Source organism: Nocardioides turkmenicus, from assembly GCF_011045035.1.
GTDB lineage: Bacteria > Actinomycetota > Actinomycetes > Propionibacteriales > Nocardioidaceae > Nocardioides > Nocardioides turkmenicus.
On the sequence record NZ_JAALAA010000007.1, the window covers coordinates 86855 to 110482 of the forward strand.

A 23628-nucleotide genomic window follows, 5' to 3' on the forward strand; every position below is an offset into this window, starting at 1 on the left:
TGCCGTGTCGCGGCCGAGGTGGCCGCCTTGTGCAGGGATGGATGATGACGCGGATTCGACGCCAGTGGCGCCTGATCGCGGCCGGGGCGGTCGCAGCTGTTCTCGGGATGAGCAGCCTGGTCATGTCGGGAGGGGCGACGGCGGACACCGCTCCGGTCGACCCGGAGCTGCCGGAGACGGTCTCGGCCGACGTACTTCCGACGGTGCAGATCGACGGGGTCGCCTGGAAGCAGGTGATCGTCGGGGACACCGTCTACGTCGGCGGCAACTTCACCTCGGCTCGTCCGGCAGGCGCCGCGGCCGGCACGAACGAGACCCCGCGCGCCAACATGCTGGCCTACCGGCTCTCCACCGGTGAGCTGATCGACGGCTTCGCGCCGAGCTTCAACGGCCAGGTCAAGGACCTGGCGCTCTCGCCCGACAAGTCCCTGCTCTACGTCGCCGGCAGCTTCACCCAGGTCAACGGCGTCAACCGCTACCGCGGCGCGGCCATCAACCTGGCCACCGGCGCACTGACCAGCTTCCGGCCCATCTTCAACTCGACCACCAACGCGGTCGCCGCGACCGCCGACGCCGTCTACTACGGCGGGGTCTTCACCTCCGCCGACAACACCGCGCGTACGAAGGTGGCGGCCGTCGCGCCCACCGACACCGGCACTCAGTTGCTGCCGATGAACCCGACCGTCTCCAACGGCTCCGTGCAGGACATCGTGGTCTCGCCCGACGGCGCCGACATCGTGATCGGCGGCAACTTCACCCGGGTCAACGGCTCCTCCAACCCTGGCTACGGCCTGGCCCGGATCAAGGTCGCGACCGGCGCCTCGATGTCGCTCCCGGTCAACTCCGAGGTCCGCAACGGCGGCTCCAACTCTGCGATCCTCTCCCTGGAGAGCGACGGCACCAGCTTCTACGGCACCGGCTACCACTACGGCAGCGGCGGCAACCTCGAGGGCTCCTTCAAGTCCGACTGGGCCACCGGCAAGCTGACCTGGCTCGAGGACTGCCACGGCGACACCTACTCGATCTGGCCTACCGCCGAGGTCGCCTACCAGGCCAGCCACAAGCACTACTGCGGCAACTCCGGTGGCTTCCCGGAGACCAACCCGCGCAGCTTCCAGCACTCCACCGCGGTCACCCAGGACGTACGCGGCACCAACACCCGCGACATCTACAACTACCCTGACCACCCCGGCACGCCGCGGCCGGAGTTCCTGGAGTGGTACCCGAAGTGGACCCCGGGCACCTTCACCGGCGCCAACCAGGCCCCGTGGACCGTGACGGCCAACGACGACTACGTCGTCTACGGCGGTGAGTTCCTGAAGGTCGACGGGGTCGCCCAGCAGGGGCTGGTCCGCTTCGCGATCAAGACCATCGCGCCCAACAAGGTCGGCCCGGCCCTGTCCGGCGCGGACTTCGGGCTCACCGCGACCTCGCCCGCCGACGGCCAGGTCCGGCTGGCCTGGCCCGGCAACGCCGACCGGGACAACGCGACCGTGACCTACAAGGTCTACCGGGCATCGGCCGACGCTCCGATCCACACGACGGCGGTCACCGCGACGTTCTGGAAGCAGACCACGCAGAGCTTCCTCGACACCACGGCGCCGCCGGGCACCACCCAGAGCTACCGCGTCGTCGCCGAGGACGCCTTCGGCAACCAGTCGCCCACCGAGTGGGTCACCGTCGACGTCGCCGGCGTGCCGGTCCCGCCCGTCGAGGGCATCGTCGCCGCGGACACCTTCGGACGCGCCGAGACGAGCGGCTGGGGCATGGCCGAGACCGGCGGCGCCTGGACACGCACCACCGGCACCGCCGGCAGCTTCTCGGTCTCCGAGGGCCGTGGCCGGCACGCGATCGCTCCCGGCGCCACCACCGAGTCCCGGCTCCAGGAGGTCTCGGTGACCGATGTCGACGCGACCGTCAGCGTCGGAGTCTCCCGGCTCCCCGACGCCGGCTACGTCTGGTCGGTCCTCGGCGCCCGCGTCTCCGGCAGCGACCACTACGCCTCGCGGCTCCGGTACAACCCGGACGGCACCGTCGGCGTCCACCTCGTACGCAGCGGCACCCCGGTCGTCGGCACCAACGTCGTCCCGGGCCTGAGCGTCGCCGCCGGCGACCGGCTGATGGTCCGCCTCCAGGTCGCCGGCACCGCGCCGGCGACCGTGCGCACCAAGGTGTGGCCGGCCGGCTCGGCGGAGCCGTCGGGATGGACGTACGAGATGTCGGACTCGACCCCGGCCAACCAGGCCCCCGGTGGCGTGATGCTGCGCGGCTTCGGCTCCTCGACGATCGGAGCCACGCCGGTGGAGGTCGGCTACGACGATCTGAAGGTCATCGAGCCCTGAGGCATACCCCATCTTGGGGAGCAGACGCCCGGATCCCCCCACGGGCGTCCGAGTTGGGCTTGAATGCGACGTCTTCGAATCGATTTCTGTGTCCGACCCCGCCCGCGGAAGATCCCCCATGCTCAGTCAAGTCCCGCGTTCGAGGATGTACGTCGCGGCAGCCGTCGCTGCCGTCGTCCTCGTGAGCGTCGCGGTCGTGCTCATCGTGCGCAGCCCCTCCGGCCCGGCCACCGTCGGCTCGGACTCGACGGTCGCCGCCGCGCCCTCTCCGACGGCGACGCCGTCGGAGAAGAAGTCCACGTCCTCCTCCGACGAGGAGGAGACGGAGCCGGGGAAGCCCACGAACGGCAACCGTGCGGTCGGCCTGAAGGCCGAGGCGACCTCGGCCCCGGGCGTGACGGCGCGGCTGGCCAGGATCGACTCCGTCCAGGCCACCGCGAGCCTGCCCGGTGAGATCGGCGGTCCGGCGCTCGCCATCACCGTCAAGGTCAAGAACGAGACCGGCAAGAAGCTCGACCTGGGCCTCGGCGTGGTCAACGCCTACTACGGGCCCGAGCGCACCCCGGCGGTGAGCGTCGCCTCCGACGGCGAGGTGCCGTTCCCGGCCTCGGTCGCCGACGGCGAGTCCGCCAAGGGCGTCTACGTCTTCCAGATCCCCGAGGAAGCCCGCCCCGTCCGCGTCGAGCTCGATCTGGGCAACGGCGCCGACGTGGTGGTCTTCAAGGGCCGTCCCCAGCGATAACCGTCCCCACGATGAGAGATGTGATGAAGCCGATCCTGGCTGTGCTGGCGCTCGTGGCAACGAGCCTGACCCTGGCGACCTCCGCGACCCCCGCGTCCGCGGACACCGCGCCGACCGATCCTGACCTGCCGACGACGGTCTCGGCCGACGTACTTCCCACCGTGCAGATCAACGGCGTCGCCTGGAAGCAGGTCATCGTCGGTGACATCGTCTACGTGGGCGGCAACTTCACCTCGGCCCGTCCGGCGGGCGCCGCGGCCGGCACGAGCGAGTCAGCGCGGTCCCACATGCTGGCCTACCGGCTCTCGACCGGCGCCCTGATCACCGGCTTCGCGCCGAAGTTCAACGGCCAGGTCAAGGACATGGCGCTCTCGCCCGACAAGTCGACCCTCTACGTCGCCGGCAGCTTCACCCAGGTCGACGGCCTCAACCGCTACCGAGCCGCCGCGATCGACCTCGCGACCCGCAAGGTGACGAGCTTCCGGCCGATCTTCAACTCGACCACCAACGCGGTCGCGGCCACCTCCTCCGCCGTCTTCTACGGCGGCGTGTTCACCTCGGCCGACAACACCGCGCGTACGAAGGTGGCGGCGGTCAAGCCCACCGACACCGGCACCGGCCTGCTGCCGATGAACCCGAAGGTCGCCGGCGGCAGCGTCAACGACCTCGTGGTCTCCTCCGACGGCACCAAGATCGTCATCGGAGGGGCGTTCACCAGCGTCAACGGCTCCTCAAACCCCGGATACGGCCTGGCCCGGCTCGCGGTCTCCTCGGGCAGCTCGCTGGCGCTGCCGGTCAACTCCGAGATCCGCAACGGCGGCACCGAGGCGGCGATCCTCTCGCTGGAGTCCGACGGCACCAGCTTCTACGGCACCGGCTACGACTACGGCAGCGGCGGCAATTCCGAGGGCTCCTTCAAGGCCGACTGGGCCACCGGCAAGCTGACCTGGCTCGAGGACTGCCACGGCGACACCTACGCCGTCTGGCCGACCGCCAGCGTCGTCTACCAGGCCAGCCACAAGCACGGCTGCGACACCTCCGGCGGCTTCCCGGAGACCAAGCCGCGGGCCTGGTACCACTCCACCGCGACTACCCAGGACGTACGCGGCACCAACATCGCCGACGACAAGTACGGCTACCCCGACCACCCCGGCACCCCGCGCCCGGAGTTCCTGGAGTGGTATCCCAAGTGGACCAACGGCACGTTCACCAGCGCCAAGCAGTCGACCTGGACCGTGACTGCCAACGCCAAGTACGTCCTGTACGGCGGTGAGTTCCTGAAGGTCAACGGCGTCGCGCAGCAGGGCCTGGTCCGGTTCGCCGTCAAGGACATCGCCCCCAACAAGGTCGGCCCGACGCTCAAGGGCGCCAAGTGGGCCCTGACCGGCTCCTCACCCTCCGCGGGCAAGGCCACGCTGAAGTGGCCGGGCAACCCCGACAAGGACAACGCCACCGTCACCTACAAGCTCTACCGGGGGTCGATCGACTCCACGCCGATCAAGACCGTCAAGGTGACAGCTCCGTTCTGGAAGCACACCGCGATGACCTTCACCGACACCGGTCGCGCCAGCGGTTCGTCGCAGAAGTACAAGATCGAGGCCGTCGACCCGCTCGGCAACGTCTCGCGCTCCGACTGGGTGACGGTCACGATCAAGTGATCTGGGTCTGCATGCTCACCTACCGGCGCCCCGAGGGGTTGGCCGAGGCGGTCAGCATGCTCCGGGTCCAGCTCGACCTGGTCCCTGACGCGCGGCTGCTCGTCGTTGACAACGACGAGCAGCCCAGCGCGGCCTCCACGGTGGCCGAGGCGGCCGCCGGAGACGTACGCGTCGTCTATGTGCACGAGCCCACCCCCGGCATCGCCGCCGCCCGCAACCGGGCGCTGACCGAGGCCGGTCCCGACGCCGTCGTCGTGTTCATCGACGATGACGAGCAGCCGTCGGAGACGTGGCTGCCGACCCTGCTCGCCTGCAGGGAGGAAACCTCCGCCGCGGCTGTCGTCGGGCCGGTGGTCTCGCACGTCGACGGGACACTGGACCCGTGGATCGAGGCGGGCGGGTTCTTCCGGCGCCTGCGACACCCCACCGGCACCGTCGTCACCACCGCGGCGACCAACAACCTCCTGCTCGACATGGCTCAGGTCGGCGCACTCCGCTTCGACCTCGGCTTCGGCCTCTCCGGCGGCTCCGACACCGTCTTCACCCGCACCCTCTCCGCCGCCGGTGGGCGGATCGTGTGGTGCGACGAGGCGCCCGTGTACGACCTGGTGCCCGCCGACCGGGCAACACGCGAATGGGTGCGCGCCCGCGCCTCCCGCATCGGGAACTCCGACTCCCGTGTGCAGGTCTACCTCACCCCCGCCGGCCGGCGGCCGATCGCCCGGCTCCGTGCCACGGCCCGAGGCCTCGTACGTCTCCTCGGCGGCTCCGCCCGCCTCGCCATCGGCCGCCTCATCGGCTCACAGACCCACCACGCCCGCGGCACCCGGACGTACCTCCGCGGCCTCGGGATGCTCCGTGGCGCCTGGGGCTCCTACGTGACCGAGTACGCCCGCTGACCGCTCAGCGCACGTTTGGCCGTCCAGCGTGCGACGGGGAAGTCGAAGACGCCGCGGACGCGGCCGGTGACCGGCCGGTCCAGGGCGAGTGCGAGCAGGATCGAGGCGAGCGTCAGCAGGGGCACGGCCACCAGGCCGGCTCCCGGCGGCCAGTCGACGGCGCGGCCGGCGAGCAGGGCCGCGGCCGCGGTGATCGGGAAGGCGTGGACGACGTAGATCGGGAGCGTGCGGGTGCCGAGGTGGCGTACGAAACCGAGAGCCGGGATCCGGGCGATCAGCACCCCGAGCCCGCAACCCGCGGCGACCGCCAGCAGGCCCAGCATCGGCCGTACGAAGATGATCCGGTCGTCGGCGACGTAGAGGAAAAACCCCAGCACCACCACGTACGCCACCCCGACCCCGACCACGTGGACCAGCCGCATCCGCGGGACGACCGAGCGCACCCTGGGCGCGGCGCGGGAGGCCAGGACGAAGAAGAACCAGTAGCGGAAGGTCTTGTCCCACGGGACGTCGCCGGTGGAGACCAGCCCGGCGGCGAAGACCGCAGAGACGATCAGGGCGGTGCCGACGACGAGCCAGGCGGGGAGCCGACGGGTCAGCCAGCCGGCGAGGGTGAACAGGCACAGCGTGTAGAGGAACCAGAGGTAGACGTTGGGCTCGATCAGCGCGCGGGCAACCGCAGCAACGCCACCTGGCGGGGAGTGTGGCAGGAGCTCGCGGAAGGCGCCGAGCAACAGGCACCACAGGACGTAGAGGTAGATCAACGTCAGGCAGCGGGTGCGCAGGACCTCCCGCAGCGGTCGGGCGAGCAGCGCGGGCGCGAGGAGGCCGGCAAGGAAGAAGAACAGCGGCATCCGGAAGGTGTCGAGGGTGTAGGCCAGCCGCGACCACGGGCCGGCGAGGCCGACCAGGTCGAGGTTGATCACGGCATGGAAGAGCACCACCAGGATGATCGCCAGGCCGCGCGCGGAGTCGATCCAGGCTTCACGCACGCTGCGGTCCTCCGGCGAGATAGCGACGGCGGGCCCGCTGGCCATGACGACCCCGACGGCGCGGCAGCTGCGGCCGCGGCGCCGGTGTCGGCAGCGCCGGGTCGGCCTCCTTGCGCTGCAGCAGGAACACTCCCAGCGCGAGCGCGAGCGGCGGCAGCGAGCTGATGATCGGGCCGAAGAAGAGGTTCCAGCCGAGCTGCAGGGCGAGGAAGATGCCGAGCGCGGTGCCGGTGCGGTGGGACATGCTGCGGCCCAGATAGATGGTGGCGAGCCACAGCAGCCAGCCGGACAGGACCAACCCGGCGAGGCCGAACCAGATCCAGAGGTCGCCGATCAGCGAGTGCACCTCGATCCGGGTGCCGAACATGTAGTGCTCGACGTAGCCGTTGTCGGGGTCGTAGCCCAGGCGGGACATGCCCTGTTTCGCGGCCTGCATGTCGGTCGGCGTGGCCATGATGCCGGCGCCGTAGCCGAGGGGCTCGTGCAGCATCAGCGCCACCGTGGCTCCGATCTCCGGGCGGCCGCCGAGGATCAGCGATCCGGCTGCCTGGGTCTGCTCCTGGGTGCGTTCCTGTGCCGACTGGCCGAGGTAGCCCTCCAGCGCGGCCCCTTCCAGTGCCCGGTAGAGCCCGAGGCCGAGCGCGCCGACCAGCACCAGCGAGAGCAGTGCCGAGGTCGTCCGCTTCGCCGTCCGAGGCCGGTGCTGCCACAGCAGCAGCACGGCGGTCATGATCAGGAACGCGCTCATCGAGCGGGCTCCGGACAGCGCGGTGACCGCGGTGAGGAGCCCGAGGGCGGTCATGTCGGCCAGGAGCCGCTTGCGGGGACGCCGCCGGATGAGCAGGCAGGCACCGAGCAGCAACATCGTCGAGGGCATCGCGAACCCGAACCGCCACGGTTCTTCGGCGAAGCGCGAGCCCATCGTCGCGGTCGTGAACGAACCGAGCGCGTAGAGGCACACCACGACCCCCGGCGAGAGCACGCGCTGCCCCCACAGGAGGGCTCCGACGCACATCGCGGCCGAGACGACCGGTATCAGCTCGAACAGCACGCCGGCCTCGGTCGGCGGGTGGGTCGCCGAGCGCCAGGTGTTGAGCGCCAGCGCGGAGACGAGGCAGGCGAGCAGCAGTACGCCGCTCAGGACGGCTCCGCGGTAGCGGCCGGCCTCTCTGATCCACACCGGTGCCAGGACCGCACCCATCAGCCCGCCCACGGTCAGGCCACGGGCGAGAGTGAAGTCGGTCCCGGCCAGGAACGCCGCGGCTCCCGCCAGGAGCGCTGTCAGCACCTCCCAGCCGGAGCGCTCGGCGAGCTGAGTGCGCCCGGCGCGTCCGTTGCGGACCCGGACCGCCGTCGCGACGGCCATGCTCAGCTCCCGGCGGCGGGGTAGCCCTGCTGACGCGGTTCCCGGGGACGTACGAAACCGGAGAGGAGGCGGGCGAACCAGCCCTGCTCCGGCTGGCCGTAGTAGGTGTGCGCGGCCGTGTCGCGGACCTGGTTGGCGACGATGCCGAGGCAGCGGGCGTCGACGGTCTCGAGGCTGTCGATGGCCTCCAGCACCTGTGGCCGGTGGATGGTGCGGCAGTTGGCGACCACCAGGGCGCCGTCGGTCAGCCGGGACAGGATCGCGCCGTCGGCGACCGGAAGCAACGGCGGGGAGTCGAGGATGACCACGTCGTAGCCGGCACGTGCCTCCTCCAGGAGGTCGGCCATCCGCGGCGAGCCGATCAGCTGCGCGGGGTTGGGCGGGATCTCGCCCATGGTCAGCACGTGCAGGTTGGCGTCGCCCCAGACCTGGACGACGTCGTCGAGCTCGGCCTTCCCGATCAGCACCGTCGTCAGCCCGGCGGCACCCTCCAGGCCGCAGTAGTCGGCGACCGCGGGACGGCGCATGTCGGCGTCGACGAGCAGCACCCGCTGGCCCTGCTCGGCGATCGCCAGCGCCAGGTTGATCGACGTCGTCGACTTGCCTTCGCCACCGATCGAGGAGGTCACGACGATCGAGCGGACGGGGGAGGAGGCGTCGAGGTACTGCAGGTTGGTCTGCAGCCTCCGGTAGGCCTCCGCCGCGACGTTGTGGGGATCGATGGCGGTCACCGCGCCCCGCGAGCGTCGCTGGCCCCGGCGCCGGGGGATCGCCCCCAGGAGCCCGACGTCGGTGAGCTGCTCGATCTCGGCCGCGGTGCGGACCCGGGTGTCGAGGAGCGCGCGGACCACGGCGATCGCGACGCCGAGCCCGAAGCCGCCGGTGAAGCCGACCAGGGCGGCCAGCCGCGTACGCGGTGCGAACGCCTCCTCGGGCGGGTCGGCACGGGCGACCACGGTCACCTCGACGGCCGACTTCTTGTTGGAGCTGGGGGAGAGGTTGGTGATCGTGGTGGTGAGCTCGTCGGCGACCGAGTTGGCGAGGTCGGAGGCGCCGGTGCTGGTCGTCGCCACCGCGTCGATCTCGATGATCACGGTGTCGAGCGGGTTCTCCGCGGTGATCTGCTCGGCCAGCTTCTTGGGGGTCGTGTCCAGGTCGAGGTCGTAGATGACCTGGTCGAGCACCACCGGCATCGTCGCCAGCTTGGCGTAGGACTGGACGATGTCCTGGGTGAAGGTCGAGCCCTGGACCAGCTCCTGGGTCGTCGCGCCGCGGGCGATGGAGACGAAGACGGTGCTCTGCGCGCGGTACTGCGGCGGGCTCGCGTGCGCCTGCGCGAAGGCCGCGCTGGCACCGAGGATCGCCAGCACGGCGACGATGTACCAGCGCTTTCGCAGGGCAGCGACATAGTCGCGCAGGTCCAACAGGTCACTCCGTCCGATGTCTGTGCCGGGCTGCTCGTCCGTGACTCATCCGCCGTCAGGCAGGTCCACACGGGGCCATCGCACATCCTCACCCGAAATGGGGGATGACAGGGCCGGGTGTTCCGCCCGTTCCCCCAAATGGGGGATTGATCTCCGGTCGGTTCCTGGAGGCGTACGCCGACTGCGTAATGTCTGTCCGTCACGTTCGGGGGTTGGCTGCGTGGATGAGCGATTCCATGCTCCAGAATCGTTCGGCAAACTCGAAGGTAGGCAGGGATGGACACCGCGACGATCCTGGTCGTCTGCACCGGGAACGTACGACGATCCCCGGCGATCGAGGCGATGCTCCGTGAAGGCGTCGGCCAGATCGGCGGGCTCGCGCGCCACGGCATCAACGTGATCTCGGCCGGCAGCGAGGCGCTCGAGGGCTACGACATGGACCCGATGATCGCCTCCGAGGTCGCCCTCGCCGGCACCCGGCTGACCAGGCACCAGGCCTACCCCCTCGACGTCGCCGACATCGAGAGCGCCGACCTGATCATCACCGCCGAGCGCTCGCACCGCAGCGAGGTCGCCAAGCTGGTGCCGTCGGCGGTCAAGCGCACCTTCACGCTCGTCGAGATCGCCGCGCTCAGCGACCTGTTGGGGCGCACCGCCCTGGGCGGGCCGGCGGGTTCGGAGGCGGATGCGGCCACCCGGCTGCGTACGCTGGTCCAGCTCGCCCCGCTGCAGAAGGCCCGCCGGCGGGTCCGTCGTCCGTCCGACGACGACCTCGCCGACCTGAAGAAGCGGTCACCGCGCGAGGCGCGCCGGCTCGTCACCGAGGCGCGTGGCCACGTCGAGACGCTGCTGAAGGTGCTGGAGCCGAGCCTGTCCCTGGTCAGCAAGCCCCAGCGGCCTGCTCCGGCGATCCCCTCGCCCGCCGCCCCGGTCGAGTCGACCCAGCCGCGCTCGGTGCACTCCACCCGGTCGGCGGGTTGACCGCAGGCGGTTTGTCGCACTCGATTTTCATGGCGAAGTTAGGGTTGCCTACATGAACCGTCCCGCGAAGCCCGAGACCGTCCTCGTCGTCACCGCCACCCGGCGGCTGAGTCCGACGATGATCCGGGTGAGCTTCCGCTCCGAGGACCTCGGCGCCTTCTCGTCGAGCGTGTTCACCGACCGCTACGTGAAGCTCGCCATCCCGGCCGAGCACAGTCCGCATGAGAGCGGCGCGGTGATCCGCACCTACACCGCGCTCAACCCCTCGGTCGAGGACGGCACCCTCGACATCGACTTCGTCGTCCACGGCACCGAGGGGTACGCCGGTCCCTGGGCCGCCGCGGCCCAGCCCGGTGACACCCTCACCGCTCTCGGCCCGGGCGGCGCCTACGCGCCCGACCCGGAGGCCGACTGGCACCTGCTGGCCGGTGACGAGACCGCCCTGCCCGCGATCCGCGCCGCCCTGGCCGCGCTGCCCGCCGACGCCCGCGGCTACGCGATCATCGACGTACCGACCACCGGCCTCGAGCAGCCCCTCGACCACCCCGCGGGTGTCGAGGTGACCTGGCTGGTCACCGGCGGTCACGCCCACCACGCCGCCGAGGACGCGGAGGGTCACGAGCAGCCCCTCGTCACCGCCGTCCGCGCGCTGCCCTGGCTCGAGGGCCGCGTCCACGCCTTCGTCCACGGCGAGGCCGCCGTCACCATGCACGGCATCCGCCCCTACCTCCTCAAGGAGCGCGGCGTACCGAAGGCCGACCTCTCCATCTCCGGCTACTGGCGCCGCGGCCGCACCGAGGAGACCTTCCGCGAGTGGAAGCGCGAGCTCGCCGCCGTCGAGTCCGCCTGACCGCCGAGCCGGCGCGTCTGTCCTGCCCAAAGCGGTCGACCCGGCGCATCTGTCCCGCCGCAAAGGCTCGAGTCGGCGTGTCTGTCTCGCCGTAGAGGGTCGAGTCGGCGCGTCTGTCCCGCCGACGTTCTGAGACAGATGCGCCGACTCGACCCTGAATTGCGGGGCAGACGTGCCGAGTCGGCCGCTGATCTTGAGACAGATGCGCCGACTCGGCGGGGTTTCAGGTGCCGTTCTCAGAGAAGTGCTGGTAGTCCTTCAGCGAGTTCCAGTCGCCGCCCCACTCCCAGCCGATGTCGGCGAACGCCTGGACGACCACGTCGTCCGGGTGGATCATCCCCGGCGCTTTCCGGGAGCGGTCCAGGTACCAGCGGGCGAGCTCGGGGATGACGCGGTCGCCCTTGACGTACGGGTTCTGGAAGGTGTTGATGTCGATCGCCAGGCCGTAGGCGTGCTGGGAGAACGAGGTCTGGCCCACCGAGGGGCGGCAGACGAAGCCGCCGGTGCCGTTGCCGTCGCCGGTCGGCGGCGCATCCAGGGCCGCCTTCGTGGTGATGTCCATCTGCTCGATCGGGAACCTCGCCTCGTAGAGGCGCCGGAAGACCCCGACGACGTCCTCGGCGACCCGGGCGTTGATCAGCATCTCGCCGGTGTGGCGGGCGCCGTCGAAGCCCCAGAACGTCATGCGTACCCAGGCCAGCTCCTGCCGCGAGACCGGACACCCGGGCGCCCAGGTCGAGCGCGCGATCACGTCGTCCGGCGCGACGTCGACCTCGGCCGCGAAGCCGTCGCCGGGAAGCATCGGCAGCATGTCGGGCAGCGTCCACGCCCGGTTGCGCAGCTCCGGCGGCGTCGGCCCGGCGATCCCGTAGCCCTCCGCGTCCTCCTTCAGCACCCGGGTGCCGAGCCACGGCGGCGGCACCGACCCTGGCTTCGGGGCGGCCGGAGAAGACGAAGGTACGTCGCTGGGTGACGGTGTCGCCGAGGCCGTCGCCGACTCGGTCGACGGCGCAGGACTGGGTTCCGCGCCGGGCTCCCCGCCGCACCCAGCGAGCACGAGCGCGAGGGCCGCCAGCGCGGCGGCGTACGTCCCGGTTCTCACCGTTCCATTCAACCCGGTGGTCAAGCCGCTGCCGGCCAAGCGTTCATCGCGACCGTGGCCAATGCGCGCAGCTCGGCACGCGTCGCGCCGTCGATGGCCTGCACCGACATCCCCTGGATCACGGCGCCGACGAGGCGGGCGAGGGCGGCGGCGTCGGTCTCCGGGGGGAGCTCGCCGTCGTCGACTGCCCGCCGCAGCCGTTGCTCGATCGAGTCGAGCGTCTGCGCCCGCATCTTCGCCGGCCGGGTGGCGACCGCGCGCTGCGCGGCGCCCACGCCTAGAGCGGCCGTCGAGATCATGCAGCCCGGTGGCAGCCCGCCCTCGCTGAACCGGTCGGCCGCGTCGAGCAGAAACTCCGCGACGGCCTCGCGGGCCGGGCCGTCGGGTCGCAGCACGGCGCCGTGCTCGCTGGCGTAGCGCTCGAGCGCCGACTGGTAGAGCGCCTCCTTGGAGCCGAACGCCCCGTAGAGGCTCGGTGCCTTGAGCCCGGTCGCCGACTCGAGCGTCGTGACGCTCGTCCCTTCGTAACCGTGCTCCCAGAACGCCCGCATCGCAGCGTCGAGCACCGCGTCCTCGTCGAAGGAGCGCGGTCGTCCGCGGGAGGTCTTGCGCATTTCCATAACGATCCCTACATTATCTTCCGAGAGTTATTTTATCGATCGTTACAGAAATGGAGTGGGAGAGATGACCAGGAACGCACTCGTCACCGGAGCCTCGCGCGGGATCGGCCGCGCCATCGCCGTGCGTCTGGCCGCCGACGGCGTCGGCCTGCTGGGCATCCACTACGGCTCGAACCGCGCCGCCGCCGAGGAGACCGCCCGGCTCGTGGAGGCGGCCGGAGCCCGGGCGGTCCTGATCGAGGCCGACCTCGGGAAGGACGGGGCGCAGGCGGCCGCCGACATCGCGGAGGCCTGGGCCGAGGCGGCACTCGCAGCGGAGGACGGCTTCGACATCCTGGTCAACAACGCCGGCATCAACGGCAACCAGGAGCTCCACGAGCTCGAGCCCGACACCGCCCGCCGCGTCCTCGAGGTCAACCTGATCGCGCCGATGTTCCTGACGCAGGCGATCGTCGCGCGGATGCGCGAGGGCGGCCGGGTGATCAACGTGTCGACCGGATACACCCGGGTGGCGGCGCCGACCCATCTCGCGTACGCCGCCGCCAAGGCGGGCATCAACAACCTCACCCGGGCGCTGGCCGCGCCGGTCGCGGCGCGCGGAGCGACCGTCAACGCGGTCCTTCCCGGGGTGATCGAGACCGACATCAACGCCGACTGGATCAACCTGCCCGGACCGCGGGCGCAGGCCGAGCAGCTGTCGGTGTTCGGCCGGATCGGCACGGCCGAGGACGTCGCCGACGCCGTCGGGTTCCTCGCCTCGCCGCAGGCGCGCTGGGTCACCGGCGAGACGCTCGACGTGACCGGCGGCTCGGCGCTCTGAATCGGCTTGACTTCGAGCGTGCTCTAACCGGGACACTGAAGGCATGACGTCCCACGGACTCAGCATCGCCGAGGTGGCCGAGCGGACCGGCCTGACCGCACACACGCTGCGCTACTACGAACGCGACGGGCTGATGCTCGACGTCGGCCGCAACGGCTCGGGCCACCGCGCCTACACCGAGGACGACCTCGGCTGGATCACTCTCATCACCAGGCTGCGCTCGACCGGCATGCCGATCCGGGAGATCCGGCGCTACGCCGAGCTGGTCCGGTCCGGCGCGGGCAACGAGGCCGACCGGCTCGCCCTGCTGCGCGCACACCGCGACCGGGTGCGCGCGCAGCTCGCCGAGACGGCCCGCCATCTGGAGGCGATCGAGTTCAAGGTGGAGTACTACGAGGCGACGGTCGGCGGCTGTGATCCCGATGCCGAGCTCATCGCCCAGCAGCGTCGAGCCGAGCCCTCTGCTCCTCGCTGAGCTCCAGGTCCACGGCCGCCAGGCTCTCGTCGAGCTGGGCGACCGACGACGCCCCGACCAGCGGGATCACCGGGAGCGAGTCGCCGAGCATCCAGGCCAGCACCACCTGGTTGCGGGTCGCGCCGGTCTCCGCGGCGACCTCGTCGAGCACCTGGAGTCGCGCGGTGGTCCCAGGGTGGTCGTACGCACGATCGAGAGGCTTGGACGGATTCGTGTAGGCCCCGCTGAGCAGCGGTGTGTACGCCACCAGCGTCAGCCCCGGCGTCGCCCGCACGTAGGCGAGCAGGGAGGCGTCGGCCACGCCGATCTCACCGTCGACCGAGAGCCGTGGGTCGGGAATGTCCGTCCGCGGACGCAGGTAGGTGTGGTGATACTGCAGCACGCTCGGCCGCGCCGCCTCCGGGTTGACCGCCCGGGCCCGCTCGACCTGCCAGGACCAGTGGTTGCTCAGCCCGAACTGGCCGACGACACCGTCCTTCACGAGCGCGGCGAAGCCGGCGGCGTACTCCTCCAGCGGCACCCCGTTCATGTCCGGCACGTGCGCGTAGTAGAGGTCGAGCCGCTCGACGCCGAGTCGTTCGCGGGAGCGGTCGGCCTGCTCGCGTACGTTCTCGGGGGCCAGTCCCTCCCAGCGCCGGTTGCGCTGGTTCTCCCAGCCGTTCTCGACGCGCTCGACGACATCCGTCGGGCGCGCGCCGACCTTGGTGGCGATGACGAGCTCGTCGCCGATGCCACGGTCGCGGCGCCACTGACCGAGCGTGGTCTCGCTCTCGCCGCCCTGGGTGCCGTTGGCCCAGTAGGCGTAGTTGTTGGAGGTGTCGACGAAGGTGCCGCCGGCCTCGACGAAGCGGTCGAGGATGTCATAGGAGGTCGAGACGTCCGTGTCCGTGCCGAACCGCATCACGCCGAGCGCGAGCTTGCTGACGCGCCGGGAGCCGGCGCCTGATCCGATGGTCGTGTATCGCATACCGTCCACGCTCCGCCTTCGCGCGCGCTCGAAGTCAAACGTCTTTACGAGTGTCTCCTAGACTGGGTCCGCACCCCCTGTTCTTCCCGGCCGGGGGCTCTCGTGCATGCCCATCACCTTGGAGTCACCCGTGATCCTCGCCCCGCTCGCCGATCTCGTCCTGCGCGATGCCGCCCTGAGCGAGGTGATGGCGGAGGCCAAGGGCGGACGGATGCTGGCGCTCGACGTCACCGGGCCGGAGGCGCTGCGTCCGTTCGTCGTCACCGGTCTCGTACGCCAGGAGCGCACCGTCCTCGCGGTCACCGCGACCTCGCGCGAGGCCGAGGATCTGGTCAACGACCTGACCGACCTGCTCCCGCCCGACTCGGTCGCCTACTACCCGAGCTGGGAGACGTTGCCCCACGAGCGGCTCTCCCCTCGGTCGGACACGGTGGGGCGCCGTCTCGCCGTGCTCCGCCGCCTGCGTCACCCCGATGCCGACGGAGCCCACGGGCCGTTGAAGGTCGTCGTCGCGCCCGTCCGCAGCGTGCTGCAGCCGCAGGTCAAGGGCCTCGGCGACCTCGAGCCGGTGGAGCTGATCAAGGGCCAGGAGGCGAGCCTCGACGACGTGGTCGTGAAGCTCGCCGACGCCGCCTACTCCCGCGTCGACCTGGTCGAGAAGCGCGGTGAGTTCGCGGTCCGCGGTGGCATCGTCGACGTCTTCCCGCCGACCGAGGAGCACCCGGTACGCGTCGAGTTCTGGGGCGACGAGGTCGACTCGATCCGCCACTTCGCGGTCGCCGACCAGCGCGCCATCCCCGAGGAGCACGGCGGGGCCACCGAGCGCCTCTGGGCGCCGCCGTGCCGCGAGCTCCTGCTGACGCCCGAGGTCCGCGACCGTGCCCGAAAGCTGGGCGAGGACCACCCCACCCTGATCGAGCTCACCGACAAGATCGCCGCCGGCATCGCGGTCGAGGGCATGGAGTCGCTCGCGCCCGCGCTCGTCGACGACATGGAGCTGCTGCTCGACCTGATCCCCGACGACAGCCACGTGCTGCTCCTCGACCCCGAGCGGATCCGCAGCCGCGCCCACGACCTGGTCGCCACCGCCGAGGAGTTCCTCGGTGCCTCCTGGGCCGCCGCGGCCAGCGGGGGCGTCGCCCCGATCGACCTCTCCGCGGCCTCCTACCGCGACCTCGCCGACGTACGCGCCCACGCGATCGCGCAGGGCAAGCCGTGGTGGTCGGTCAGCCCCTTCGGGCTGGACGACGCAGACGCCGATCTCGCTGACCCGGACGTCGTCGGGGTGCCCGTCCGCAAGATCGCCTGGCAGCCCGCGAGGGCCTACCGCGGCGACACCGCTGCGGCGATGGCCGACATCGAGAAGTGGCGCGACGACAGCTGGCGCGTGGTCGTGGTCCAGCCCGCGCACGGCACGGCGCAGCGTACGGTCGAGGCACTGGGGGAGCGCGACATCCCGGCCCGCCTGGCGGAGGCCGGCGACGAGACCGCGAAGCCGGTCCACAAGACCGTCACCGTCATCCACGCCCGGCTGACCCACGGCTTCCTCGACGAGGCCAGCCAGCTGGTCGTGCTCACCGGCGAGGACATCTCCGGCCAGAAGTCGTCGACGCGCGACATGGTCAAGATGCCGGCGCGCCGCAAGAAGCAGATCGATCCGCTCGAGCTCAAGCCCGGCGACTACGTCGTCCACGAGCAGCACGGCGTCGGCCGGTTCATCGAGATGAAGCAGCGCGAGGTGCAGGGCGCGACCCGCGAATATCTGGTGCTGGAGTACGGCGCCTCCAAGCGGGGCGGCCCGCCCGACCGGCTCTACGTCCCCGCCGACGCCCTCGACCAGGTCACCAGATACGTCGGCGGCGAGCAGCCGAGCATGGACCGCCTCGGCGGTGCCGACTGGCAGAAGCGCAAGGCCCGAGCCCGCAAGGCGGTCAGGGAGATCGCCGCCGAGCTGATCAAGCTCTATGCCGCCCGGCAGGCGACCAAGGGCTTCCAGTACGGCCCCGACAACCCCTGGCAGCGCGAGCTCGAGGACGCCTTCCCGTTCCAGGAGACCGCCGACCAGCTCGCGGTCATCGACGAGGTCAAGCAGGACATGATGCGGCCGGTGCCGATGGACCGGCTGGTCTGCGGCGACGTCGGCTACGGCAAGACCGAGATCGCGGTGCGCGCGGCCTTCAAGGCGGTCCAGGACGGCAAGCAGGTCGCCGTGCTGGTGCCGACGACGCTGCTGGTCTCCCAGCACCTGTCGACCTTCATGGAGCGGATGTCGGGCTTCCCGGTCAACGTGCGCGGGCTGTCCCGCTTCCAGACCGACAAGGAGGCGGCCGAGGTCATGACGGGCCTCGCCGACGGCACCATCGACATCGTCGTCGGCACTCACCGGCTCCTCAACAAGGACGTACGCTTCAAGGACCTCGGCCTCATCATCATCGACGAGGAGCAGCGCTTCGGCGTCGAGCACAAGGAGGCGATGAAGCGCCTCCGGACCTCCGTCGACTTCCTGTCGATGTCCGCCACGCCGATCCCGAGGACCCTGGAGATGTCGATCACCGGCATCCGGGAGATGTCCACGATCACCACGCCGCCCGAGGAGCGACACCCGGTCCTGACGTACGTCGGTGCCTACGAGGACCGCCAGATCGTCGCCGCGGTGCGGCGTGAGCTGCTCCGCGAGGGCCAGGTCTTCTACATCCACAACCGGGTCAACTCGATCGAGAAGGCCGCCGCGCGGATCCGCGAGCTGGTGCCCGAGGCGCGGGTCGCGGTCGCTCACGGCCAGATGAACGAGAAGCAGCTCGAGCAGGTGATGGTCGACTTCTGGGAGAAGGAGTTCGACGTGCTGGTGTGCACCACGCTGGTCGAGTCGGGACTGGACGTCTCGAACGCCAACACGATGATCATCGAGCGTGCCGACACCCTCGGCCTCTCCCAGCTCCACCAGCTCCGCGGCCGCGTCGGCCGCTCCCGCGAGCGGGCCTACGCCTACTTCCTCTACCCCGGCGAGAAGCCGCTCACCGAGACCGCCCACGAGCGCCTCGCCACCCTTGCCCAGCACTCCGACCTCGGCGGTGGCATGGCGATCGCGATGAAGGACCTCGAGATCCGTGGTGCCGGCAACCTGCTCGGTGGCGAGCAGTCCGGCCACATCGCCGACGTCGGCTTCGACCTCTACGTACGCCTCGTCGGTGAGGCCGTCGCCGAGTTCAAGGCCGGCCCCGACGGTGCTGCCGAGGAGCTCAACGAGGTGAGGATCGAGCTCCCGGTGGATGCGCACCTCCCGCACGACTACATCCCGAGCGAGCGGCTACGCCTGGAGATCTACAAGCGGCTGGCGGAGGTGCGGTCCGACGAGGACGTCGAGTCGGTTGCCGCCGAGCTCCTCGACCGCTACGGCAAGCCGCCGGCGGAAGTGTCGTCCCTGCTCCAGGTCGCCCGCTTCCGCGCCCGCGCCCGCCAGGCCGGCGTCTCCGAGGTCACCCTGGCCGGCAAGAACGTACGTTTCCACCCGGTCACGCTGCCCGACTCCCGGGTCGTCCGCCTCAACCGGATGTACCCGAAGTCGCTGGTCAAGCCGCAGCTGGAGACCATCATGGTCCCGCGCCCGGTCTCCTCCGGCTTCCCGGCCAAGCCCCTCGACGGCCCCGAGCTCCTCGACTGGGCCCGGGTCGTCATCGACGCGATCATCGACCCGCTCACCTGAACAACGCGCATCTTTGTGAGGGTTCCGTTGCAACGTACGGCTGTAACGGAACCCTCACAGGCTGCAAATATGATGGTACCGTGGCATCGATTGCGGAGGTATTCCATGGAGATACACGCACTGCAAGACCTCATGTCGATGGTGGCGACCCGCCGTCGAGACCTGTCCTGGACCCAGGCCGAGCTCGCTACGCGTGCCGGTGTGTCACGTCGGTGGGTCTCGCTGTTCGAGTCGGGCCATGAAAAGGCGGAGGTCGGTCGCGTTCTTGCTGTGCTCGACGCGCTGGGGGTGAGGCTGGAGGCGGACACTGGAGACGGCACCGGCTCCACGCCCGTCGAGGACATGCCGGATCTGCGCGCCGCGCTCGATGACTACTACGCCGGCGACTCCTGATGGCCACCGAGCGGATCGTCCTCCTCGGCAACCGTGTTGCCGGCGTCCTCGAGCGGGCCGGCGGGAGTCTCACCTTCACCTACGACGCCGACTATCAACAAGATCGAGCCGCGACTCCGATCTCGGTCTCGATGCCCCTGGCCCGACGCCGTCACGGCGACGCCGAGGTCAATCCGTGGCTGTGGGGTCTATTGCCCGACAACACCCGCGTGCTCGATCGGTGGGCGCGTGAGTTCCAGGTCTCCGCGGGCAATCCGTTCTCGCTGCTGGCCAGCCCGGTCGGCGAGGACTGTCCTGGTGCGGTACGCATCGTCGCTCGTGATCGCGTCGACGACCTCCTGGGCGAGACCGACAACGAGGTCGATTGGCTCAGCGAGGCCGATGTGGCCCAGCGTATTCGCGATCTCCGGACCGACTCCGCGGCCTGGCTGGGCGCCGCCTCGTCAGGCCGTTTCAGCCTCGCTGGGGCGCAGCCGAAGACGGCCTTGCTGCACCGCGACGGCCGGTGGGGTGATCCGGCCGGCTCCGGGGCGACGACCCATATCCTGAAGCCTGCCATCGAGGGCATGGACGAGCACGACCTCAACGAACACCTGTGCCTTGCCGCGATGGGATACACCGGTCTCGGAGCCGTACGCACCCGCATCGTGCGGTTCGAAGACGTCTCGGCGATCGTGGTCGCCCGATATGACCGGCGGACGACGACGGATGGGCGGCTCGTACGCCTCCATCAGGAGGATCTTGCCCAGGCGCTCGGGTACTTCCCGACGGCCAAGTATCAGAACGAGGGCGGACCCGGACCGGCTGACGTCGCCCGCCTGATCCGGCGGCTGATGGCGCCGGCCCTTGCTCGTTCGGATATCGAGCGTTTCACGGGGGCGCTGGTCTGGAACTGGATCATCGCAGGGCCGGATGCTCACGCGAAGAACTATTCGGTGCTCCTCGCGGGGAGGCAGGTTGCGCTCGCGCCGTTCTATGACGTCGCTTCGGCGCTGCCGTATACGGATCTACATCCCCGCAAGCTTCGCCTGGCGATGAAGTTCGGATCCGGTTACCTCATGGACCCGCCCTCCCCGCCGTGGGAGCGCCTGGCCAAAGATGTAGGGCTCTCTGAGGATGAGGTACGCACCGTCGCCAGCCGCCTCCTCGATCTGGCCGTACCTGCGTTCGAGAAGGCGGCGGCGGATCCCGGGGTGGCGGAACTCGCGTCGGACCTGCCGCAACGTCTGGTGAGGCTGGTGGTGGAGCGGGTCCGGCGTTGTCGGCGCCTCGTGTGACGGGAGGATGCACATCGTCGTTACCCCTGTGACGTCTGAGGTGCCTCACCTGTCACGCCTTTAACGACCGTGTGCATCAGGGCAACTCTCGCTCCTCGTGACCTGGACCCGGCCGCGATGTCGGTGCTCAGATCTACGGTGGTCACATGAAGGAGAAGCGGGAGCCGTCGTGGCAGGTCCTGGCGGTCTTTCACAACGAGGACGACAGTCGAGACTTCGCTTACACGCTCGGACTGGCCGAGCGTGGGCTGCCTGAGGTGCACATGTGGGCGCGGCCGGACGCCGGAGAAGACCCTGGCCATGACTGGCGGTTCAGTCCCCACGATGCGGCTGTCATCCTCAACGAGCTTGCGTGGCGGCTGATCGATGGTCGTATCGCCCCGGGCGATACCTACAGCCGGCGGTTCGACGCCGGCATGGTGCAGGTGGCGTTCGAACTCGGCGACCCCGTGGAGGCAGCCAGTCTTGACGCATACCAGGCGGAGCCATCGAGCGTCATGCCATTGCGTTGGTCGCTCCATCGTGCGCCCGAGGGGGCGCTCGTGTCGATGGACGATGACGCGATCGACGTCGCTGAGTCCGAGTATGTCCGACTCAGCGCGGGCCCTCGGCGCTCATTCGATTCACCAGGTGAGATATGGACAGCGCCTACAGTGCCGTCCTGGGATCCGGGCCAACGGTGGGGACCGCGTACGCCGCTGGTGGCCGCTCATGCTGGCGTGATCTGCGCCTTCTCGCCAGAGGACATGATCGGGTTGGTGAACATCGCCTTTCCTCTGGAGGCGGCACGGTCGGCCGGTCACCCGCAGTTGGTGGCACGCGCGGCGGCCCGAAGCGTCGGCAGAAGTGCCGCACTCGACCGCCTGGCGCAGGACACGTCGACCCTCGTCGATGGACTCGGTCTCACGTGGGGCCGCAGCGCTTGGCCGGCTGCGCGTGACTGGTTGGACGGCGACGACAGCGACGACCGGTTCCCAGAGGGAGACCTTCGGCGGATGGTCAAGACGATCGTGACCAGCCATCTGTTGACGGTAGCGGTCGCGGACCAGCTCACCACGGACCAAGAGCTGACCGGGACGGGCCCGGTCGCGTTCGCTGCGACGATCGACGGCCTGCCGCCCGACGGGCGATGGCACGCTGCGCCGCACATCGTCGACCTCGTGGTCGGGTTGCTGGCCGACGTCGACGCGGCTGTTGCGGCGGCCCGTGCTTGGCGCCTGGTGGACAACGATCTGGTGATGGGAGCCCGTGGGGATCTCCAGATCGCCGCCATCCATGGTCCATCGATGTTTCCCGACCTGTCGGTCGCGCTTCCGCCGTCATTGCTGGATGACGTACGTCAGGCGACGCTCGCTCACCGTGTGACAGGGGCGGTCGTGCAGTCCTGGCTCAGTGTCCTTGCGACGGTGCTGACGCACCGAGCACACCTTCGGGACGAGACGGTCGCTGCGGTCGTCGAGGTGGGGTCGGTGATGCCGGGCCTCGCAGTCACCCTGAACACGCCTGTCGCCGTCTGAGTTGGAGGGTCCACGGGGTTTCGTATCCACAAAATGGAGGTTATTATCCATTTTGTGAGAAGTCAGGCTCCGGTGCTCGCGCCTCTGTTCCGGTCGGAGGCGCAGGCGCTGCTGCTCTCGGAGCTGCTGCTCCCGGGGGAGGAGATGAGCATGACCGACCTCGCCGAGCGGGCCGGGCTGCCCTATCCGACGGTCCATCGCGAGGTCGCGCGGCTGCTCGATGCCGGCCTGCTCGTCGACCGCCGCGTCGGTCGGACCCGGCTGGTGAAGGGCAACGAGCAGAGCCCGCTGCTCGCGCCGACGCGGGAGATCCTGCTGACCGTCACCGGACCGGCCGTGCTGCTCCAGGAGGCCCTCGACGGTCTCGACGGGATCGAGCGTGCCTTCATCTTCGGGTCGTTCGCGGCCCGCGCGAAGGGGGAGCCGGGGCCGCCGCCGAACGACATCGACCTGATGGTGATCGGCACCCCCGACGTACGTGCCGTCTACGAGGTCTGCCGCGAGGTCTCCGACAGCGTCGGGCGCATCGTCAACCCCACGATCCTGAGTCCGGAGGAGGCCGAGGAGCAGACCGGGTTCCTCGAGGAGGTCCGGGCCAACCCGGTGATCGAGATCTACGGAGGAGGACCGGATGCCCCTGCCGCTGACCCCGGCGCAGCAGAAGGCGGTTGACGCGCTCGTACGCTCCGGCGCGCTGCGCGCCGTGAGGCCGGACGAGAAGAAGGCCCGTGCCTTCCTCGCCGGTGCGGAGTCGGCGCTCGCCGACGTACCCCACGTCACCCGCACCGAGAACCGCTACAACCTCGCCTACAAGGCCGCCCACGACGTCGGCGAGGCGATGCTGGCGGGATACGGCTACAAGACGACGTACGGCGCGGGCGGGCACGTGAAGGTCGGCAGGTTCCTGGCCGCGGTCTTCGACACCCCACCGCCGCGCGACGCGGCCGCCCACTATGACGTGATGCGCCTGGACCGCAACGCCAACAACTACCTCGGCAAGCCGGTCACCGTCGCCGCCGCCGACGTGGCCGCCGAGGCGGCGCAGACGCTCTATGACGCGGCGGTGAAGCGGCTCGCGACGTGAGCGCGTCAGCGCTGGCCGTCGGCCGCCCGGCGCAGCGCCTCGAGGGTGGTGTCGGGGCCGGCGTTGAAGGCGAAGCGGGCCTTGGGCGCGAGCTCGTGGACCAGGTTGACGATCGCCTCGAAGAGCTCGGTGTGGGCTGGGATCGCCCTGATTCCACCGCCGATCATGACGATGTCCCACGCCTGCTGCTCGAGCGCTGCGCGCACCTGCGAGATCGCGTCGGCGAGCTCGGTGCCGATCTCGCAGGCGAGCGCGTCGTAGCCGGCGTCGGCGACCTGCGCGTTGCCGACGGCGATCCGCTCCTTCAGCGTGGCCAGATCGATCGGTGCGTCGGAGAGATCGACAGCCTCGGGCGCCAGCCCGATCATGAGGACTCGGTTCATGCCCACGACGCTACCCAGCCCTCCCAGGCGCAA

21 protein-coding genes are annotated in these 23628 nt (G+C 70.2%); 14 read left to right on the top strand and 7 right to left on the bottom strand.

Translation table 11 applies throughout. The features are described from left to right. The first annotated feature begins 44 nt into the window (after positions 1-44). The 4 genes from G5C66_RS09960 (at position 45) to G5C66_RS09975 (ending at position 5641) form a co-directional block, all read left to right on the top strand. The gene (locus G5C66_RS09960; RefSeq protein ID WP_165110799.1) at positions 45-2342 is read left to right on the top strand and encodes a phage tail protein; all 2298 of its coding nucleotides are present in this window, start codon (positions 45-47) and stop codon (positions 2340-2342) included. Positions 2343-2460: 118 nt separating this feature from the next. Then, a complete protein-coding gene (locus tag G5C66_RS09965; RefSeq protein WP_165110800.1) occupies positions 2461-3084 on the top strand; it encodes a hypothetical protein in 624 nt (207 codons plus the stop codon). Between the two features lie 11 nt (positions 3085-3095). Beyond that, on the top strand, positions 3096-4742 hold the full coding sequence (locus G5C66_RS09970; protein ID WP_165110801.1) for a hypothetical protein: 1647 nt from the start codon (positions 3096-3098) through the stop codon (positions 4740-4742). A gap of 11 nt (positions 4743-4753) precedes the next feature. After that, positions 4754-5641: a glycosyltransferase family 2 protein gene (locus G5C66_RS09975; protein WP_165110802.1), complete on the top strand. Its 888-nt coding sequence runs from the start codon at positions 4754-4756 to the stop codon at positions 5639-5641. Here the strand turns inward: G5C66_RS09975 and G5C66_RS09980 are convergent. The 3 genes from G5C66_RS09980 to G5C66_RS09990 are packed head-to-tail and all read right to left on the bottom strand — an operon-like array spanning position 5617 to position 9423. Beyond that, on the bottom strand, positions 5617-6633 hold the full coding sequence (locus G5C66_RS09980; protein ID WP_165110803.1) for an acyltransferase family protein: 1017 nt from the start codon (positions 6631-6633) through the stop codon (positions 5617-5619). The genes G5C66_RS09975 and G5C66_RS09980 overlap by 25 nt on opposite strands. Next, the gene (locus G5C66_RS09985; RefSeq protein ID WP_165110804.1) at positions 6626-7999 is read right to left on the bottom strand and encodes an O-antigen ligase family protein; all 1374 of its coding nucleotides are present in this window, start codon (positions 7997-7999) and stop codon (positions 6626-6628) included. The genes G5C66_RS09980 and G5C66_RS09985 overlap by 8 nt, the downstream gene beginning before the upstream one ends. A gap of 2 nt (positions 8000-8001) precedes the next feature. Then, complete coding sequence (locus G5C66_RS09990; RefSeq protein WP_165110805.1) at positions 8002-9423, bottom strand: tyrosine-protein kinase domain-containing protein; 1422 nt, start codon at positions 9421-9423, stop codon at positions 8002-8004. A 276-nt stretch (positions 9424-9699) separates the two neighbouring features. On the opposite strand from G5C66_RS09990, the gene G5C66_RS09995 reads away from it, so the two are divergent. Together G5C66_RS09995 and G5C66_RS10000 are read left to right on the top strand one after the other, a co-directional pair. Continuing rightward, positions 9700-10404 carry an arsenate reductase/protein-tyrosine-phosphatase family protein gene (locus G5C66_RS09995; protein WP_165110806.1) on the top strand — a complete coding sequence of 235 codons (705 nt, stop codon included), beginning with the start codon at positions 9700-9702 and terminating at the stop codon, positions 10402-10404. Between the two features lie 52 nt (positions 10405-10456). After that, positions 10457-11254, top strand: coding sequence for a siderophore-interacting protein (locus G5C66_RS10000; RefSeq protein WP_165110807.1), 798 nt, complete (start codon positions 10457-10459; stop codon positions 11252-11254). A gap of 223 nt (positions 11255-11477) precedes the next feature. Here the strand turns inward: G5C66_RS10000 and G5C66_RS10005 are convergent, their stop codons facing one another. Together G5C66_RS10005 and G5C66_RS10010 are read right to left on the bottom strand one after the other, a co-directional pair. Then, positions 11478-12356: a M15 family metallopeptidase gene (locus G5C66_RS10005; protein WP_165110808.1), complete on the bottom strand. Its 879-nt coding sequence runs from the start codon at positions 12354-12356 to the stop codon at positions 11478-11480. A 20-nt stretch (positions 12357-12376) separates the two neighbouring features. After that, the gene (locus G5C66_RS10010) at positions 12377-12970 is read right to left on the bottom strand and encodes a TetR/AcrR family transcriptional regulator (RefSeq protein ID WP_165110809.1); all 594 of its coding nucleotides are present in this window, start codon (positions 12968-12970) and stop codon (positions 12377-12379) included. A 70-nt stretch (positions 12971-13040) separates the two neighbouring features. Here G5C66_RS10010 and G5C66_RS10015 point away from each other — a divergent pair, with 70 nt between their 5' ends. Together G5C66_RS10015 and G5C66_RS10020 are read left to right on the top strand one after the other, a co-directional pair. Then, positions 13041-13796: an SDR family NAD(P)-dependent oxidoreductase gene (locus G5C66_RS10015; protein ID WP_165110810.1), complete on the top strand. Its 756-nt coding sequence runs from the start codon at positions 13041-13043 to the stop codon at positions 13794-13796. 43 nt (positions 13797-13839) lie between these two features. Next, positions 13840-14271, top strand: a complete 432-nt coding sequence (locus G5C66_RS10020; protein ID WP_165110811.1) for a MerR family transcriptional regulator — start codon at positions 13840-13842, stop codon at positions 14269-14271. On the opposite strand, the gene G5C66_RS10025 is transcribed toward G5C66_RS10020, so the two are convergent. Then, complete coding sequence (locus G5C66_RS10025; protein ID WP_165110812.1) at positions 14228-15238, bottom strand: aldo/keto reductase; 1011 nt, start codon at positions 15236-15238, stop codon at positions 14228-14230. The genes G5C66_RS10020 and G5C66_RS10025 overlap by 44 nt on opposite strands. A gap of 106 nt (positions 15239-15344) precedes the next feature. On the opposite strand from G5C66_RS10025, the gene mfd reads away from it, so the two are divergent. The 6 genes from mfd to G5C66_RS10055 all read left to right on the top strand — a co-directional run bounded on the left by mfd (position 15345) and on the right by G5C66_RS10055 (position 23212). Then, positions 15345-18941 (top strand): transcription-repair coupling factor, encoded by a 3597-nt coding sequence (mfd, locus tag G5C66_RS10030; RefSeq protein WP_206443920.1) that lies wholly within the window; start codon positions 15345-15347, stop codon positions 18939-18941. Between the two features lie 105 nt (positions 18942-19046). Next, positions 19047-19334 carry a helix-turn-helix domain-containing protein gene (locus tag G5C66_RS10035; RefSeq protein WP_165110813.1) on the top strand — a complete coding sequence of 96 codons (288 nt, stop codon included), beginning with the start codon at positions 19047-19049 and terminating at the stop codon, positions 19332-19334. After that, the gene (locus G5C66_RS10040) at positions 19334-20611 is read left to right on the top strand and encodes a type II toxin-antitoxin system HipA family toxin (protein WP_165110814.1); all 1278 of its coding nucleotides are present in this window, start codon (positions 19334-19336) and stop codon (positions 20609-20611) included. The genes G5C66_RS10035 and G5C66_RS10040 overlap by 1 nt, the downstream gene beginning before the upstream one ends. A gap of 146 nt (positions 20612-20757) precedes the next feature. Beyond that, a complete protein-coding gene (locus tag G5C66_RS10045; RefSeq protein ID WP_165110815.1) occupies positions 20758-22128 on the top strand; it encodes a DUF4262 domain-containing protein in 1371 nt (456 codons plus the stop codon). A 72-nt stretch (positions 22129-22200) separates the two neighbouring features. Continuing rightward, positions 22201-22800, top strand: coding sequence for a MarR family transcriptional regulator (locus G5C66_RS10050; protein WP_206443921.1), 600 nt, complete (start codon positions 22201-22203; stop codon positions 22798-22800). After that, positions 22760-23212: a hypothetical protein gene (locus G5C66_RS10055; RefSeq protein WP_165110817.1), complete on the top strand. Its 453-nt coding sequence runs from the start codon at positions 22760-22762 to the stop codon at positions 23210-23212. The genes G5C66_RS10050 and G5C66_RS10055 overlap by 41 nt, the downstream gene beginning before the upstream one ends. Before the next feature lie 5 nt (positions 23213-23217). Here the strand turns inward: G5C66_RS10055 and G5C66_RS10060 are convergent, their stop codons facing one another. Continuing rightward, on the bottom strand, positions 23218-23595 hold the full coding sequence (locus G5C66_RS10060; protein WP_165110818.1) for a hypothetical protein: 378 nt from the start codon (positions 23593-23595) through the stop codon (positions 23218-23220). Positions 23596-23628 lie beyond the last annotated feature (33 nt).